Annotated in this window: 13 protein-coding genes; 7 read left to right on the forward strand and 6 right to left on the reverse strand. The window is 69.2% G+C overall.

What is annotated here, in order from left to right; genetic code table 11:
- Genes trpC through CBM2588_RS15500 form a run of 3 tightly spaced genes read left to right on the forward strand, consistent with a single transcriptional unit; the run spans nucleotide 1 to nucleotide 2,250 of the window.
- A complete protein-coding gene (gene trpC / locus CBM2588_RS15490) occupies nucleotides 1-804 on the forward strand; it encodes an indole-3-glycerol phosphate synthase TrpC (RefSeq protein WP_115681228.1) in 804 nt (267 codons plus the stop codon).
- A gap of 10 nt (nucleotides 805-814) precedes the next feature.
- Complete coding sequence (locus CBM2588_RS15495; protein ID WP_115681229.1) at nucleotides 815-1,444, forward strand: CYTH domain-containing protein; 630 nt, start codon at nucleotides 815-817, stop codon at nucleotides 1,442-1,444.
- A gap of 29 nt (nucleotides 1,445-1,473) precedes the next feature.
- Nucleotides 1,474-2,250, forward strand: a complete 777-nt coding sequence (locus CBM2588_RS15500) for a uracil-DNA glycosylase (protein ID WP_115681230.1) — start codon at nucleotides 1,474-1,476, stop codon at nucleotides 2,248-2,250.
- Between the two features lie 12 nt (nucleotides 2,251-2,262).
- Here CBM2588_RS15500 and CBM2588_RS15505 read toward each other — a convergent pair whose 3' ends face one another.
- Nucleotides 2,263-2,541: an acylphosphatase gene (locus tag CBM2588_RS15505; protein WP_115681231.1), complete on the reverse strand. Its 279-nt coding sequence runs from the start codon at nucleotides 2,539-2,541 to the stop codon at nucleotides 2,263-2,265.
- A 220-nt stretch (nucleotides 2,542-2,761) separates the two neighbouring features.
- Here CBM2588_RS15505 and CBM2588_RS15510 point away from each other — a divergent pair, with 220 nt between their 5' ends.
- Nucleotides 2,762-4,516 (forward strand): ABC transporter permease, encoded by a 1,755-nt coding sequence (locus CBM2588_RS15510; RefSeq protein WP_172583596.1) that lies wholly within the window; start codon nucleotides 2,762-2,764, stop codon nucleotides 4,514-4,516.
- Nucleotides 4,517-4,528: 12 nt separating this feature from the next.
- Nucleotides 4,529-5,857 (forward strand): ABC transporter ATP-binding protein, encoded by a 1,329-nt coding sequence (locus CBM2588_RS15515; RefSeq protein ID WP_115681232.1) that lies wholly within the window; start codon nucleotides 4,529-4,531, stop codon nucleotides 5,855-5,857.
- A gap of 33 nt (nucleotides 5,858-5,890) precedes the next feature.
- Here CBM2588_RS15515 and CBM2588_RS15520 read toward each other — a convergent pair whose 3' ends face one another.
- The 5 genes from CBM2588_RS15520 to CBM2588_RS15540 all read right to left on the reverse strand — a co-directional run bounded on the left by CBM2588_RS15520 (nucleotide 5,891) and on the right by CBM2588_RS15540 (nucleotide 13,486).
- Nucleotides 5,891-8,299: an FUSC family protein gene (locus CBM2588_RS15520; RefSeq protein ID WP_115681233.1), complete on the reverse strand. Its 2,409-nt coding sequence runs from the start codon at nucleotides 8,297-8,299 to the stop codon at nucleotides 5,891-5,893.
- A gap of 65 nt (nucleotides 8,300-8,364) precedes the next feature.
- Entirely contained in the window at nucleotides 8,365-10,179 is a 1,815-nt protein-coding gene (locus tag CBM2588_RS15525; protein ID WP_115681234.1) for a M61 family metallopeptidase, read from the reverse strand.
- 83 nt (nucleotides 10,180-10,262) lie between these two features.
- Nucleotides 10,263-11,267 carry an acrylyl-CoA reductase (NADPH) gene (acuI, locus tag CBM2588_RS15530; protein WP_115681235.1) on the reverse strand — a complete coding sequence of 335 codons (1,005 nt, stop codon included), beginning with the start codon at nucleotides 11,265-11,267 and terminating at the stop codon, nucleotides 10,263-10,265.
- Nucleotides 11,268-11,379: 112 nt separating this feature from the next.
- Nucleotides 11,380-12,138 (reverse strand): DsbC family protein, encoded by a 759-nt coding sequence (locus CBM2588_RS15535; RefSeq protein ID WP_115681236.1) that lies wholly within the window; start codon nucleotides 12,136-12,138, stop codon nucleotides 11,380-11,382.
- A gap of 58 nt (nucleotides 12,139-12,196) precedes the next feature.
- The gene (locus tag CBM2588_RS15540; RefSeq protein WP_115681237.1) at nucleotides 12,197-13,486 is read right to left on the reverse strand and encodes a UbiH/UbiF family hydroxylase; all 1,290 of its coding nucleotides are present in this window, start codon (nucleotides 13,484-13,486) and stop codon (nucleotides 12,197-12,199) included.
- Nucleotides 13,487-13,746: 260 nt separating this feature from the next.
- Between CBM2588_RS15540 and CBM2588_RS15545 the strand changes: the two genes are divergently transcribed.
- Together CBM2588_RS15545 and ychF are read left to right on the forward strand one after the other, a co-directional pair.
- The gene (locus tag CBM2588_RS15545) at nucleotides 13,747-13,992 is read left to right on the forward strand and encodes a hypothetical protein (protein WP_115681238.1); all 246 of its coding nucleotides are present in this window, start codon (nucleotides 13,747-13,749) and stop codon (nucleotides 13,990-13,992) included.
- Between the two features lie 283 nt (nucleotides 13,993-14,275).
- Nucleotides 14,276-15,367, forward strand: coding sequence for a redox-regulated ATPase YchF (ychF, locus tag CBM2588_RS15550; RefSeq protein ID WP_115681239.1), 1,092 nt, complete (start codon nucleotides 14,276-14,278; stop codon nucleotides 15,365-15,367).
- Nucleotides 15,368-15,387 lie beyond the last annotated feature (20 nt).

Genomic DNA, 15,387 nt, shown 5'->3' on the forward strand with positions numbered 1-15,387 from the left:
ATGTCCGACATCCTGCAGAAAATCCTGGCTGTAAAGGCCGACGAAGTCGCCGCCGCGCGCAAGCGCCGCGACCTGCCCAGCCTGCGCGCCGAGGCCGAAAGCCTGCGCACCGAGGCCGGTCTCGCGCCGCGCGGCTTCGAGCGCGCGCTGCGCGACAAGATCGCCGGCGGCCACGCCGGCGTGATCGCCGAGATCAAGAAGGCGTCGCCGTCCAAGGGCGTGCTGCGCGAGCAGTTCCTGCCCGAGGCCATCGCCGAGAGCTATGCCACGCACGGCGCGGCCTGCCTGTCGGTGCTGACCGACGAGCACTTCTTCCAGGGCCACGCCGACTACCTGAAGCGCGCCCGCGGCGCCTGCCCGCTGCCGGCGCTGCGCAAGGACTTCATGGTCGACCTGTACCAGGTCTATGAAGCGCGCACCTGGGGGGCCGACTGCATCCTGCTGATCGTCGCGGCGCTGGACCCTGGCCTGATGGCGGAGCTGGAAGCGTGCGCGCTCGAACTCGGCATGGACGTGCTGGTGGAAGTGCACGGCAACGATGAGCTCGACGCCGCGCTGCGGCTGAAGACGCCGCTGCTGGGCGTGAACAACCGCAACCTGCGCACCTTCGAGGTGTCGCTGGACAACACCCTCGAGCTGCTGCCGCGCATGCCGGCCGACAAGCTGGTGGTGACCGAGTCCGGCATCCTCGGGCCGGCGGACGTGCAGCGCATGCGCGATGCCAATGTGCATGCGTTCCTGGTGGGCGAGGCCTTCATGCGGGCGAAGGAGCCGGGGGTGGAGCTGGCGCGTTTGTTTGGGTGATTTCCTCCCCATGCCCCAGGAAATCGAACTCAAACTCGCCGTCCCCGACGCCGCCCTGGCCCCGCTGGCCGCCTGGCTCGACGCCCACGGCCAGCCGCAAGGCGAAGCCACGCTGCTCAACGTCTACCTCGACACGCCCCGGCGCAACCTGGCGCAGGCGCGCGCCGCGCTGCGCCTGCGCCGCAAGGGCGAGCAGTGGCTGCAGACGCTGAAGACCGCCGGCAGCAGCCAGGGCGGCCTGGCCACGCGGCATGAGTGGGAGACCGCCATCGCCGGCGAGGCCATCGAACTGCGAACGTTTCCCGCCGAGGCGCAAGCCGTGCTGGCGCCGCTGATCGGCAGCCTGGCCCCGGTGTTCCGCACCGACTTCATCCGCCGCACCTGGATCGTGACGCAGGACGACGCGCGGATCGAAGCCGCGCTCGACACCGGCACCATCACTGCCCCGGCCAGTGCCGCGCAGGAGCGCATCCAGGAACTCGAGCTGGAATGGCTCGATGGCGACGCCGCGCACGCCGCCGAGGCGCTGCGTGCCTTCGCCGCGCGGCTTGCCGCCGTGGCGGCGCTGGCGCCGTCGGACCTGAGCAAGGCTGCGCGGGGCTACCGCCTGGCCGGGATCGCCGAGGGCAAGGCGTCATAATCGCGGTTTTCCCGCCGCGCATATCCCGCATGCAAGCCGATCTCTTTGCCGCCGACGCGCCCCGCGCGCCCGGCGAACCCTCTCCCGCCGCCAGCCTGCAAGCGCAGGCCGATGCCTTGCCCGCCGCCTGGCGCGCCTTGCTCGAGCCCTGCATCGCCGTGCCGGCGTGGCGCGAGCTGGCCGCCTTCGTCGACGGCGAACGCGCCGCCGGCAAGCCGGTGTTCCCGCACCATGTCTTCCACGCGCTGCACCTGACGCCGCCCGACGCGGTCAAGGTTGTGATCCTGGGCCAGGATCCCTACCACGGCACCGGCACGGTTGGCGGCGTGGAGCAGCCGCAGGCGCACGGGCTCGCCTTCTCGGTGCCGGAAGGCATCAAGGTGCCGCCCAGCCTGCGCAACATCTTCAAGGAGATCGCCGCGGAATTCGGCGCCGACGGCAACTGCCCGCCGCGCACTTCCGGCAACCTGGAAGGCTGGGCGCGCCAGGGCGTGCTGCTGCTCAACACCGTGCTGACGGTCGAGCAGGGCCAGGCCGCCAGCCATGCGCGGCGCGGCTGGGAAGCCGTCACCGATTGCCTGATCCAGCACCTCGCCGCGAGCCAGCCGAACCTGGTGTTCATGCTGTGGGGCAGCCATGCGCAGGCCAAGAAGCCGCTGCTAGGCGCCGGCCACTGCGTGCTGGAAGCGCCGCACCCGTCGCCGTTGTCGGCGCACCGGGGCTTCCTCGGCTGCGGCCACTTTCGCGAAGCCAACCGCTGGCTGGAAACGCACGGCCGCACGGCGATCGACTGGACCGCCGCCTAGCGCGGCGCACCGTTAGACCGTCGGCCGGAACTCGAAGCCGGCAAACTCCCCTTCCCCGCGCCCGACCTCGACAAACGCAACCTGCGCCGCCGGCGGGCCGGTTTCCATCCACGCCTGCAGCGCTTCCAGCTGCTTGAGCGTGCCGTGCGCCATCACCTCGACGGTGCCGTCGGCCCGGTTGCGCACCCAGCCGCCCAGCCCGAGTTCGTCCGCCGCGTCGGCGCAGGCGGCGCGATAGCCCACGCCCTGCACGCGCCCGTGCGCGACCAGGCGCCATGTTGCCTTGTTCATGGTGGGTTCCTTGCGAGCGCACGCCACGCGTGCGCGGTGTGTCATCGACACCAAGTAAACTAGACCGCCATGCCGGGCGTTACCAGGGGATGCGCGCCGCCCGGCGTGATCAGCATGAAGCCGGCGGCATGCGGGCTGTGCCGTTGTCCGCCGGGGCCGCGAACCAGAGGCAGGCCACAAGCCTTCGTCCTCCAAGCTCGATACAGCCCGAGAAGCGCCCATGATGCCACCCGCCGACCGCAACGGGGCCCCGCCCGCCCCTGGCTTTGACAGCCAGCTGCTGCGCGCCCCGCCCAACCGCTTCGACCTGGCGCTGCTGCCGATCATCCTGGCCGTGATCGTGATGATCGCGTTCGCCGCGCAGCAGATGAATGCCCCGTTCCGGCCCGACCAGCCGCTGGCGGTGCACCTGGACGTGGCCTACCTGCCCTATTACCTGATGCGCACCAGCGTGCGCATGCTGGCCGCGCTGGCGGCGTCGCTGCTGTTCTCGCTGGCCTTCGCCGCGCTGGCGTCGAAGAGCCGCGCCGCCGAGAAGGTGCTGGTGCCCGCGCTGGATATCCTGCAGTCGATCCCGGTGCTGGGCTTCCTGTCCATCACCGTGACCGGCTTCATCGCCCTCTTTCCGGGCAACCTGGCCGGCGTGGAGTGCGCGGCGATCTTTGCCATCTTCACCTCGCAGGCCTGGAACATGGCGTTCAGCCTGTACCAGTCGTTCCGCACCATTCCGGGCGACCTGCTCGAGGCCGCGGCGATGTTCCGGCTGTCGCCGTGGCAGCGCTTCTGGCGGCTGGAAGTGCCGTACGCCATGCCGGGGCTGCTGTGGAACATGATGATGTCGATGTCGGGCGGCTGGTTCTTCGTGGTCGCGTCCGAGGCCATCTCGGTATCGGGCCACGATATCCGGCTGCCCGGCATCGGCTCCTATATCGCGCTGGCGATCCAGCAGCAGGACCTGGCCGCGATCGGCTGGGCCATCGTTGCGATGCTGGTGGGCATCCTGCTGTACGACCAGCTGCTGTTCCGCCCGCTGGTGGCCTGGGCCGACCGCTTCCGCTTCGAGACCCTGGCGCAGGACAAGCTGCCGCAGTCGTGGCTGCTGGACCTGCTGCGCCGCTCGGCGTGGGTGGGCGCGCTGCTGGCGCAGGCCGCGGCGCTGGCCGCGCGCACGCTGGCGTGGGGCGCGCGCTCGCGCATGCCGGCAGCGGCCCGCCCGGTCGATCCGCGCCGGGCGTTATGGCTGGGCCGCGCGCGCGACACGGCGATCGTGCTGGTGGCGCTGGCCGCGCTGCTGCGCGTGGGCTATTTCGTGCATAGCGAGGTGGGCTGGGCCGAGGTCCTCCATGTGCTGTGGCTGGGCACGCTGACCATGGCGCGGGTGATCGTGCTGATTGCGCTGGCGGCGCTGGTATGGGTGCCGATCGGCATCCGCATCGGCCTGAACCCGGACCTGGCGCGCATCGCCCAACCGATCGCGCAGTTCCTGGCGGCGTTTCCGGCCAACCTGATGTTCCCGCTGGCGGTGATGCTGATCGCGCGCTTCGGGCTGAATCCGGAGATCTGGCTGAGCCCGCTGCTGATCTTCGGCACCCAGTGGTACATCCTGTTCAACGTGATCGCGGGGGCGTCGGGCATCCCCACCGAGCTCAGGCTCGCCGCGCGCAACTTCGGCCTGCGCGGCTGGCTGCTGTGGCGGCGCTTCCTGATTCCGGCGGTATTCCCGAGCCTGCTGACCGGCCTGGTGACGGCCGCGGGCGGCTCCTGGAACGCCAGCATCGTGTCCGAATACGTGACCTGGGGCGACCGCACCATCGTCGCCACCGGCCTCGGCAGCTATATCGCCGAGACCACCGCGCGCGGCGACTTCCCGCGCATTGCGCTGGGCATCGTCGTGATGGCGCTGTTCGTGGTCGGCTTCAACCGGCTGTTGTGGAACCGCCTGTACCAACTCGCGCAGGAGCGCACACGCCTGTAAGGCAAGGCAACAATGGCAGAGAACATTGCAACCCCCACCGCCGCGGCGGTGATCGAACTGCGCGGCGTCGGCAAGGTCTTCCGCACCGCCAGCCAGAGCCACCGCGCCGTGCTCGAAGGCGTGGACCTGACGCTGCGCGAGGGCGAGATCGTCGCCATGCTGGGCAAGTCCGGCTCGGGCAAGTCCACGCTGCTGCGCATCATGGCGGGGCTGGTCGGCGCCGACCGGGGCGAGGTGCGATTCCGCGACCAGCGCCTGGCCGGCACCGCCGAAGGCATCGCCATGGTGTTCCAGTCCTTCGCGCTGTTTCCGTGGCTGACGGTACAGCAGAACGTCGAGCTGGGACTGGAGGCGCAGGGCGTGCCCAGAACCGAGCGCGAACGCCGCGCCGAAGCCGCGATCGACATGATCGGCCTGGCCGGCTTCAACAGCGCGCTGCCGCGCGAGCTGTCGGGCGGCATGCGCCAGCGCGTGGGGATTGCGCGCGCGCTGGTGACCGAGCCCGACCTGCTGCTGATGGATGAAGCGTTCTCGGCGCTGGACGTGCTGACCGGCGAGACCCTGCGCGACGAGATGCTGGCGCTGTGGGCAAGCGGGCGCGCCAATATCCGCAGCATCCTGATCGTTTCGCACAATATCGAGGAAGCGGTGATGATGGCCGACCGCATCGTGATCCTGTCGAGCGACCCGGGCCGCATCCGCGCCGAAGTGCCGGTGGCGCTGCCGCGCCCGCGCAACCGCGACAGTGCGCAGGTACGCGCGCTGGTCGACCAGATCTACGCGCTGATGACGGCCCCGGCGGCCGAGGCGCGCGTGCCCGCGCCCGCGCGCGAGATCGGCTACCGGCTGCCGGACGCCGACATCAGCCAGATGGAAGCCATCCTGAACCTGCTGTGCGAAGCCCCGTTCCAGGGCCGCGCCGACCTGCCCCACCTGGCCGACAAGGCCGGCCTGACCGACGACGAACTGCTGCCGGCCTGCGAAGCGCTGCAGCTGGTGCAGCTGGTGTCGATCGAGGCCGGCGACATCGCCGCCACCGACGCGGGCCGCGCCTACTACGCCGCCGGCCCGCAGCAGCGCAAGGCCATCTTCGGGCGGCAACTGCTGGCCAACGTCGCGCTGGCCGCGCATGTGCGCCGCGAGCTGGTGGCGAGCGAAGCCGGCGAGATCCGCGAGGAGCAGGTGCTCGAGGAACTGGAGCAATTCCTCAAGCCGGCGGAGGCCGAACGCGTGCTGAGCGTGGCGATCGGTTGGGGGCGGTATGGGGAAATCTTCGAGTACAGCTACCACAGCGGGATGCTGACGTTGCCGGAGGATGAGGGGGCGGGGCACGGCGCGTGAGCCTGCCGCGCAAGGCGGACCGTAATACGGGCTCTACGACCGCGCCCGCATCGCCCGCCCGATCGCTCCGGTGCGCAGCGCAATCTTGGCCGCGTCCTCGCGCAGCGCGCGCAGCCGGCGCTCCAGCACCGCGTTGGCGGGGCGGCCGGTGGAGCTTGACGTCACCCCTGCCTGTTCGCTCGACTCGCCCGCCGCGGCGGCCTGCACCAGCGTGTCGGTGCGGCGCTTGTCGGCGGAATCGGCCAGGCGCGCGCGGCGTTCCGCGGCGGCGTCTTCCTCGGCTTCGGCCGCTTCGGGCGTGACAGTTGCGACGACCTGGTCAGGGGCCGCTTCAGCCAGCGCTTCCGGCGCCGCCTCGACTGCCGCCGCAACCGGCTTGTCGGCTTCCACCGGGACGGCCTCCTTGCGCTCCGCCGGCGCCTTGCGGATGAAGCCTGCGCCGCGGCCGCCGCCGCGCTCGTCGGCGTGCAGCCGTTCGCTGGCCACCTGCAGGCTGTGGCTGGCGGCCTCGGTGGCCTGCTCGATCGCGGCCTCGGCGGCCGGGAGATCGAGTTCCTCGTAGTGCTGGCGCACCTGGATGCGCGCCGCCGCCACGTGCGCCGCCACCAGGTAGTTCTGCACGATGAAGCGGTTCAGGTTGTCGACCGCGCGATGCCGGCTCCTGGGCTCGTCCAGCATGCGCTGGAACGACGAGATCAGCGCCGACAGGTTGTCCATGAACTGCTTGCGCTGCACGCGGTAGGCAAAGTCATCCTTGGCCCGGCGCAGCAGCAGGTCGCGCGTGGCGGCGATATAGCGGCGGTTGGCCTGCAGCACGGCCTCCACCAGCTTGGGGATGGCGCGGTATTCCCAGCTCGGCAGCACGAAGCTGAACAGCGAGGCGATGATGCCGCCGATCACCGTATCCACCAGCCGCTCGCCCGCCACGGTGGGACTGTTCGGCATCAGCAGGTGGATCTGGATCAGCACCTGGATGCAGGCGGCGATCGCGGTGTAGCGGTATTTGATGGTGACGAAGGCGGCGCTGGCCACCAGCGACAGGAACAGCACGCCCAGCAGGATCAGCGGCTGGTGCACCACCTTCAGGATCGCGACCGAGACCACGCAGCCGATCAGCGTGCCGATCACGCGGTCGTTGTAGCGCTGCTTGGTCATGCTGAAGTTGGGCTTCAGGATCACGATGATGGTCAGCAGGATCCAGTAGCTGTGCGACACATAAGGCAGGCGCTCGGCAATCCACAGGCCCAGCGCCACCGCCATCGACACCCGCAGCGCAAAGCGGAACGCCGGCGAAGTCCACTTCAGGTTGTCGCGCAGCACGCTCAGCTCGTACTTCTGGCGCGTCAGGAACGGCGTCATGTCGGAGCCGGGCAGCACCTTGGCCGGTTCCACCGGCGTGCGCGAGGCCTCGTGCAGCTGGCCGATCAGCGTGATCGCGCCGCGCATCATGTCGAGCGTCTCGACCAGCGCCGTCATCGCCGCCGGGTTGATATGGTGGTGGCGCAGCTGCGCGATCTCGGCCTCGACCGCGCGCAGGCCAGGGCCGTATTCCACCGTGGCGTACGAACCGCGCCCGCGCGTGACCTCGTAGGCGATCTCTTCGACGTCCTTGCACATCTGCATCACCAGCCCGCGCAGGTGGTCCAGCACCGGCGTGCCGGCGAAGGTCTGGCGCAGCATCGGATAGTCGGTGTTGGTCGACAGGATGTACTCGTACAGGTCAAGCATGCGCAGGTGCACCTGCACCAGCAGCCCGTCGTGCGGGGTGCGGTTGCCGCGCAGCACCAGGTCGCGCGCGGCCTGCTGGCGCTCGGCCACCACGATCTGCTGGCGCACCAGCTGGTTGAACTGGGCCTCGAAGTCGTTGCCGGCGTCGTAGAAGCCGGCCTTGATTTCGAGGTAGCCCGCCAGCTCGTACAGCGATTCGGCCAGCACCTGCTGCCGGGTGCGGCGCTCGGTGACCCAGCTCACCAGCATCGCGTAACCGAGATAGGCGACCGCACCGACGCTGAACAGCGCCGCATGTTCCAGCGCGCGCCGCACCAGGAAGTCTTCGTTGATGGTGAGCGTCATCACGAACAGTGCGGCGAACTGCAGCGGCAGCGTCTTGTTGCCGTACACCGTCATCATGCCGGCCATGAACGTCACCAGCACCAGCAGGAACGGCATCACGCGCGGGAACGGCGTGGCCAGCGCCACCACCAGCGTGACCACGCTGCACAGCAGCACGCTGGCCAGCATCTCGTTGAACTTGTGGTTCAGCGGGCTCGGCAGATCCATCAGGCTGGTGCACAGCGCGCCCATCGACACCACCATGGCGGTGGGCAGGTCGCTGAAATGCAGCGCGATCAGCGTCGCGCCGATCACGCCCGTGGCCGAGCGCAGCCCCCGGTACACATAGTGCGAATACAGGAAGGTGCGGGGATCGTGCGCGTATTGCATGCAGCGGGAACGTTGGACTGCGGTGGCGGTAGCGGTATCCGGTGTCGCGGCGAAAGAAGACTAGCTCACTGGCCCAGCCAGCGCGAGCGCGCCGCATGCCGCCCGCCCTCCGCCTTGAGCTTGAACTGCGCCGCCGGCTCGCGCGCCAGCGTCACCGGCAGCGCCTGCAGCTCGTCGCGGCGGAAGGCGTGCAGCTCGATGCGGTCGCCGGGGCGGTAGCGCGCCAGCAGCTTGTCGAGCTGGCCCGGCGCCATGCGCACGCCGTCGACGGCAACCAGCAGGTCGCCTGCGGACAGCCCTGCGGCCTGCGCGGCGCCGCCATCGAGCACCTGGGTCACGCGCACCCAGCCGTCCTCGGTCTTGACCTTGATCCCCAGCGCGGCGGTGCGCGCCGGCTTCTGCGCCTCGGCCTTGATTCCGAACGCCTTGAACAGCGGCGGCAGCGGCAACTCGCCGGTGCCTTCGGTCAGCGCACGCAGGAGCGGCCCCATGCGCAGGCCCGTGACTTCATCGAACAGCGCATGGACCTCGGCCTCGGTCACGCCGCGCTGCACCGCGTCCGGCGCATAGAAGCCGCGGCCGTAGCCGCGCCACAGCGCGCGCATGACATCGTCGAGCGAGCGCCGCCCGCGGGTCTTGTCGCGGATGGTCAGGTCCAGCACCAGCGCCACCAGCGCGCCCTTGGTGTAGTAGCTGACGATGGCGTTGGGCGCATTCTCGTCCTGGCGGTAGTACTTGGTCCAGGCATCGAACGAGCTTTCGGCCACGCTCTGCTTGGTGCGGCCGTTGCCGCGCAGCACGCCGTTCCAGGTCTTGGCCAGCATCTCGACATACTGCGCCTCGGTGACGCAGCCCGAGCGCACCAGCACCAGGTCGTCGTAGTAGCTGGTAAAGCCCTCGAACAGCCACAGCAGCGGCGTGTAGGTTTCCTGCGCCAGCCGGTACGGCACGAATGCGGCCGGCTTGATGCGCTTGACGTTCCAGGTGTGGAAATACTCGTGGCTGCACAGCCCGAGGAAGGTGCGGTAGCCCTCGCTGGTTTCGCTGTTGCCGCGCACCGGCAGGTCGTTGCGCGAGCAGATCAGCGCGGTGCTGGCGCGATGCTCCAGGCCGCCGTAGCCGTCGCTGGTGACCATGGTCATGAACACGTAGCGGCGGTTGCTGTCCAGGAACGGCGCCTGCGCGGTGCGCGGCTCGAACAGCCGGATCTGGGTCTCGCAGATGCGCTTCAGGTCGCGGCACACGCGCTCGAGATCCAGTTGCGGCACGCGCCCGGTGAAGACCACGTCGTGCTGCGCGCCGCAGGCGCGGAAGCTGGCCAGCTGGAAGGTGCCCATCTCGACCGGGTGGTCGACCAGTTCGTCGTAGTCGGCCACCTGGTAGCGGCCGAAGCCGTAGCGCTTGGCCCCGTCGCGTCCCGGCGCCTCGCGCATGGCGGTGGCCACGCGCCAGTCGCGGTAGGCCTCGCCCGCGGGCGCGTGGATGTCGACGGTGCAGGGCCGCTCGGCCTGCCCCTCCACGCACAGGAACACCGAGCTGCCGTTGAAGAAGCCGTGGGTGGTGTCCAGGTGCGCGGCGCGCACCGACAGGTCCCAGGCGTAGACCTCGTAGCTGAGCGTCAGCGGGCCGTCGGCCAGGGCGACGGGCGCGGCCTGCCAGCGCTGCTTGTCGAGCTTGCTCAGCGCGATCTCGCGCCCGCCCGCGTCGGCGCGGATGCGCACGATATTGCGCGCGAAGTCCCGGATCATGTAGCTGCCGGGAATCCACGCCGGCAGCAAGAAACACTGCCCGGCCGGATCGGGCTCGCTCACGGTGACGGTAACGGCAAACAGGTGCGCTTCAGGCTGAAGCGGGGCGATGGCGTAGCGGATCGGCGTCATGGGCAGGATTGTAACGTCGGCGCTGCATGCAGCGCCGACGCGGGGAGGCGCGGGACAAGGCCGGCAAAGCGGCCTGGTGCTGCTCAGCCGCGATTCACATCCACCACCACGCGCCCGCGCATGGCGCCTTCCATGATCTTGCGGCCGGCGTCGATGGCTTCGCCCAGGCCGATCTCGCGCGTCAGCGCATTGAGCCGGTCCGGCTCCAGGTCGCTGGCCAGGCGCTGCCAGGCCTGTTCGCGCAGCGGCATCGCCGCCATCACGCTGTCGATGCCATGCAGCGTGATGCCGCGCAGGATGAAGGGCGCCACCGAGCCCGGGAAGTCCAGCCCCTGCGCCAGCCCGCACGCCGTCACCACGCCGCCGTAGCGCACCTGCGCGCAGGCATTGACCAGCGTGTGCGAGCCCACCGAATCGATCACCGCGGCCCAGCGTTCCTTCTGCATTGGCTTGCCGGGCACGCCCAGCTCGGCGCGGTCGATCACGTCGTCGGCGCCCAGCGCCTTCAGGAAATCCGCCTCGCGCGTCTTGCCGGTCGAAGCCACCACCTGGTAGCCCAGCTTGCTCAGCAGCGCGATCGCCACCGAACCGACCCCGCCCGAGGCCCCGGTCACCAGCACCTCGCCGTCGCCGGGGCGCACCGGGCCGTTGACGCCACCGCGCTCCAGCGCCAGCACCGACAGCATCGCGGTATAGCCAGCGGTGCCGATCGCCATGGCCTGGCGCGTGGTGAAGGCCGCGGGCAGCGGCACCAGCCAGTCGCCCTTCAGGCGCGCGCGCTGCGCCAGGCAGCCCCAGTGGGTCTCGCCCACGCCGTACCCGTTCAGCACCACCTTGTCGCCGGCCTTCCAGCGCGGATGCGCGGACTCAAGCACCGTGCCGGCACCATCGATGCCCGCCACCATCGGCCACTTGCGCACCACCGGCGAGCGCCCGGTGATGGCCAGGCCGTCCTTGAAGTTGATGGTGGAGTAATCGACGGCAACCAGCACGTCGCCATCGGCCGGCAACTGGGCTTCGTCGAGGGTGGCCAGGTTGGCCTGGGTGGCGCCGTCAGCCTGGGTCAGCAGCACTGCCTGGAAAGTCATGGTGTCTCCTTGGTCGCCTGGCGGCGATCGCATGCAATGAGGGGAAAGGCAGAAAGCACGACGGCCGGACAGGTCCGGCCGTCGCTCGAGCCGGGACAGGTCCGGCGCACGTTTATTTCTTGATGCTGGCGAGCTTGCGTTCCAGCGTGGCGACGTCCGCCGCGCCGGGGATGCGGGTGCCGTCGGTGAAGAACACCGCCGGCGTGCCGGTCACGTTCATGCTGTGGCCCAAGGCCAGGTTCTCTTCCAGCGGGGTCTTGCAGCTGCCGTTGCCGGTCAGCGCCACCTGCTTGAGCATCCAGTCGCGCCAGGCCTTGGTGCGGTCGGCCGCGCACCAGACCTGCTTCGACTTGGTCTCCGAATCCGGCGACAGCACCGGGTACAGGAAGGTGTACACGGTGATGTTGTCCATCTGCTGGAAGGTCTGCTCGATGCGCTTGCAGTAGCCGCAGTTGGGATCGGAGAACACCGCGATCTGGCGGCTGCCATCGCCCTTGGACCACTTGATCGCGCGCGCCAGCGGCAGGTCCGACCACTTGATGCGGTTGATCTCGGCCAGCCGCTCCTCGGTCAGGTTGGTGCCGGTGCGGGTATCGATCATCTCGCCGTTCAGGATGTAGCGGCCGGTGGCATCCGTGTACACCACCTGGCCGCCGATATTGGCTTCGAACAGGCCCGGCACCGGGGTCTTGCCGACGCTCTTCACTTCGGCGCGGCCGCCCAGCATCTTCTGCAGCGACTCCTTGATGCGGTCGGTGCCGGGCTCGCCCGCCGCCATGGCGTGCAGCGCGAAGCCGGCCGCGGCCAGCCCGCCGGCGATGGCGGTGAGGGTGGCGTAGACGGCGGGACGGCGGCGCAGGGATGGGAACATGTGGACTCCAGGGGATTCGGTAAGGGGGCGTACGGGGGAGCGGACAGTGCGTGCGAACCTAGCCGAGCGCGCGCCCGATCAGCAAGCGCTTGAGCAGCGTCTGTCCGCCGACCGCGCGCATGCCGGTATTGCGCACCACCCGCGCCACGCTGCCCGGCAGCGAGAACAGCCGGTGCAGCCCGTCGGTGGCGGCGGTCAGCGACAACAGGTCGGTGGCGCGCGCACGCTCGTAGCGGCGCAGCAGGCGCAGGTCGCCTTCGCTGCGGAAAGGTTCTTTGTCGGCCATCACGCGCCCAAGTTCCGCGACGTCGCGCAGGCCCAGGTTCATGCCCTGGCCGGCCAGCGGATGCACCACGTGGGCGGCGTCGCCCACCAGCGCCACGTGCGGCTGCACGAACTGGTCGGCACGTTGCAGCACCAGCGGGAAGCCCTGCGCAGAGGTCACGCAGCGCAGCGTGCCGAACTGCGCCCCGACCGCGCCGCTGGCGCCCTGCATCACCGTGGCGGCCAGCGCCTCCGGCGACAGCGCCAGCAGTTCGCGCGCGTGGGCCTCGTCGGCGGACCAGACCATCGACACATGGTTGTCCGGCAGCGGCAGCATGGCCAGCACCTCGCCGTTGGCGGGCTCCTCGTCGGCCATCAGCTTTTCCGGCGCGCCCAGGAACCACTGCCAGGCGGTTTCATGGTGCGGCCGCTCACACGCAAAATTGGCGACCACGCCAAGCTGGCGGTACTTGCGCGTGCTGACGCCGATATGGCATTGCTGGCGCAGCCACGAGCGCGCGCCGTCGGCGCCGATCGCCAGCGCGGCGCGCACCTTGCCGCCGTTGTCCAGCGTCAGGGTGATGCCGTCGGGGTCTCGCTCGCACACGCTGGCGGTGCCGTCGTGCCACGTCACCTGGTGCTGGAAGCCCAGCGCGGTGTCGAGCGCGCGCTCGACCAGCCGCGACTCGATGATCCAAGCCAGCTGCGGTACCGCCGCGGCATACGCGGAAAAATGCAGGTCGCCGTCGAAGCTGGGCGAGGTCTCGGCGGCGCTGACGTCGCCGAACACGCGCATGTCGCGCACCGGCTGAATCCGCGCCGGGTCCAGCGCCTCCCACACGCGCATGCGCTCGAGCAGCGCCTGCGAGCTGGCGGAGAAGGCGTAGATGCGGCTGTCCCAGTCGTCCGGCCCGGCGCTGGCCGCGGCGCGCGCCGGCTTCGGCGCGATCAGCGCGACGTCCATGCCCTGCTGGGCCAGCAGCAGCGCGCAGGACTTGCCGACGATGCCGCCACCGACGACGGCAACCTGGAAAGCGGAGGATTTGCGCGCGGCAGGTCGCGCGGACGCGTGGGATCGGGTCATGGCTGGATTATAGCCACGTCACTCAGGAGCCCCGTCCGAGCCGGTCCGCCGCTACGAAAGCGGCCCGCCCGGCGCACCGGGACACCTTTGGGCAAGCCTCCGACAGTACCCGTCTCATTGGCTCGTTCCTTATATCCACAGGTCATAAGGCTTAGAACAAAACAATAGGACAAGCCTTGCCGCCCACGGATGGGCGCGAGCCTATATTGAAACGAAATATTTCTGGCCGGGGAACTCACCACCTGAAGGGAGGTGGACCAATGATTAAACAATCACTATTGATTGCCGTCGCTGCCGCTGGGGCCATGGGCACGGCATTCGGGGGTACCGGTCCTCGCGACGTCTACACGGATGGCGCGAAGGTTTCGAAGTTTGATGTCTACACCGACGGCGCGCGTACGCGCGACAGCTTCACCGATGGCGCACGAACCGTGGACCAGCGCGACATGTTTACCGACGGCGCAAAGACCACGGACATGCGGGACGGATTTGCCGACGGCGCCTGATCACTACCTGACGATCTGGCACCAGTCCACGATGCACGGCCAAGGCTGACCCCTTGGCCGTCTTGTTTGCCAGGTCGCGCCTGTCCCGCCACCGTGCCCTGCCCCCAAAAGGTTACAATCGCGGTTTTCCGTGGCAAAGGCGTGCAACCTCGCCGAGCCTGCGCGATGTGATGTCTTTGTCTCGTCCCGAAGCCCTTCCCTGGCGGCAGCGCGCGATCCGCGCCCGCGACGGCTGCGCGGACCCTCTGGCATCACGCAACCCAATGATTCCGAAGACCAAACCATGAGCCTCCAATGCGGCATCGTCGGCCTGCCCAACGTCGGCAAGTCCACGCTGTTCAATGCCCTAACCAAGGCCGGCATCGCCGCCGAAAACTATCCGTTCTGCACCATCGAGCCCAATGTGGGCGTGGTCGAGGTGCCGGATCCGAGGCTCGCGAAGCTGGCCGAGATCGTCAAGCCGGAGCGCATCCTGCCGGCCACGGTCGAGTTCGTCGACATCGCCGGCCTGGTGGCTGGCGCCTCCAAGGGTGAGGGCCTGGGCAACCAGTTCCTGGCCAATATCCGTGAATGCGATGCCATCACCCACGTGGTGCGCTGCTTCGAGGACGACAACGTGATCCACGTGGCCGGCCGTGTGGACCCGCTGTCGGACATCGAAGTCATCAACACCGAACTGGCGCTGGCCGACCTGGCCACCGTCGAGAAGGCGCTGGCGCGCTACGTCAAGCCGGCCCGCGCCGGGGACAAGGAAGCCCAGCGCCTGGTCGCCGTGCTGGAAAAGGCGCAAGCCGTGCTGGACCAGGCCAAGGCCGTGCGCACCCTGGACCTGGCGCCCGAAGAGTGGGATGTGATCCGCCCGTTCTGCCTGATCACCGCCAAGCCGACCATGTACGTGGCCAACGTGCGCGAGGATGGTTTCGACAACAACCCGCACCTGGACGCGGTGCGTGAATACGCCAAGCAGACCGATTCCCCCGTGGTCGCCGTCTGCGCCGCCATCGAAGCCGAGATCGCCGACCTCGACGAGGCCGACAAGGCCGAATTCCTGGCCGACCTGGGCATGGAAGAACCCGGCCTGGACCGTGTGATCCGTGCCGGCTTCAAGCTGCTCGGCCTGCAGACCTACTTCACCGCCGGCGTCAAGGAAGTGCGCGCCTGGACCATCCACGTCGGCGACACCGCCCCCAAGGCAGCCGGCGTGATCCACACCGATTTCGAACGCGGCTTTATCCGCGCGCAGACCATCGCCTATGAAGATTTCATCAGCTTCAAGGGCGAGACCGGCGCGAAGGAAGCCGGCAAGATGCGGGCGGAAGGGAAGGAGTATGTGGTGAAGGATGGGGATGTTATGAACTTCCTGTTCAACGTCTGATTCCCGCCTGACTCGTCAGG

The organism is Cupriavidus taiwanensis, from assembly GCF_900250075.1.
Lineage (GTDB): Bacteria > Pseudomonadota > Gammaproteobacteria > Burkholderiales > Burkholderiaceae > Cupriavidus > Cupriavidus taiwanensis_C.

Coding starts and splice junctions, on each gene's coding strand:
- CBM2588_RS15515 (WP_115681232.1), top strand. CDS start 4,529: ATGGCAGAGAACATTGCAACCCCCACCGCCGCGGCGGTGATCGAACTG.
- trpC (WP_115681228.1), top strand. CDS start 1: ATGTCCGACATCCTGCAGAAAATCCTGGCTGTAAAGGCCGACGAAGTC.
- CBM2588_RS15535 (WP_115681236.1), bottom strand. CDS start 12,138: ATGTTCCCATCCCTGCGCCGCCGTCCCGCCGTCTACGCCACCCTCACC.
- ychF (WP_115681239.1), top strand. CDS start 14,276: ATGAGCCTCCAATGCGGCATCGTCGGCCTGCCCAACGTCGGCAAGTCC.
- CBM2588_RS15510 (WP_172583596.1), top strand. CDS start 2,762: ATGATGCCACCCGCCGACCGCAACGGGGCCCCGCCCGCCCCTGGCTTT.
- CBM2588_RS15545 (WP_115681238.1), top strand. CDS start 13,747: ATGATTAAACAATCACTATTGATTGCCGTCGCTGCCGCTGGGGCCATG.
- CBM2588_RS15540 (WP_115681237.1), bottom strand. CDS start 13,486: ATGACCCGATCCCACGCGTCCGCGCGACCTGCCGCGCGCAAATCCTCC.
- CBM2588_RS15505 (WP_115681231.1), bottom strand. CDS start 2,541: ATGAACAAGGCAACATGGCGCCTGGTCGCGCACGGGCGCGTGCAGGGC.
- CBM2588_RS15525 (WP_115681234.1), bottom strand. CDS start 10,179: ATGACGCCGATCCGCTACGCCATCGCCCCGCTTCAGCCTGAAGCGCAC.
- CBM2588_RS15500 (WP_115681230.1), top strand. CDS start 1,474: ATGCAAGCCGATCTCTTTGCCGCCGACGCGCCCCGCGCGCCCGGCGAA.
- acuI (WP_115681235.1), bottom strand. CDS start 11,267: ATGACTTTCCAGGCAGTGCTGCTGACCCAGGCTGACGGCGCCACCCAG.
- CBM2588_RS15495 (WP_115681229.1), top strand. CDS start 815: ATGCCCCAGGAAATCGAACTCAAACTCGCCGTCCCCGACGCCGCCCTG.
- CBM2588_RS15520 (WP_115681233.1), bottom strand. CDS start 8,299: ATGCAATACGCGCACGATCCCCGCACCTTCCTGTATTCGCACTATGTG.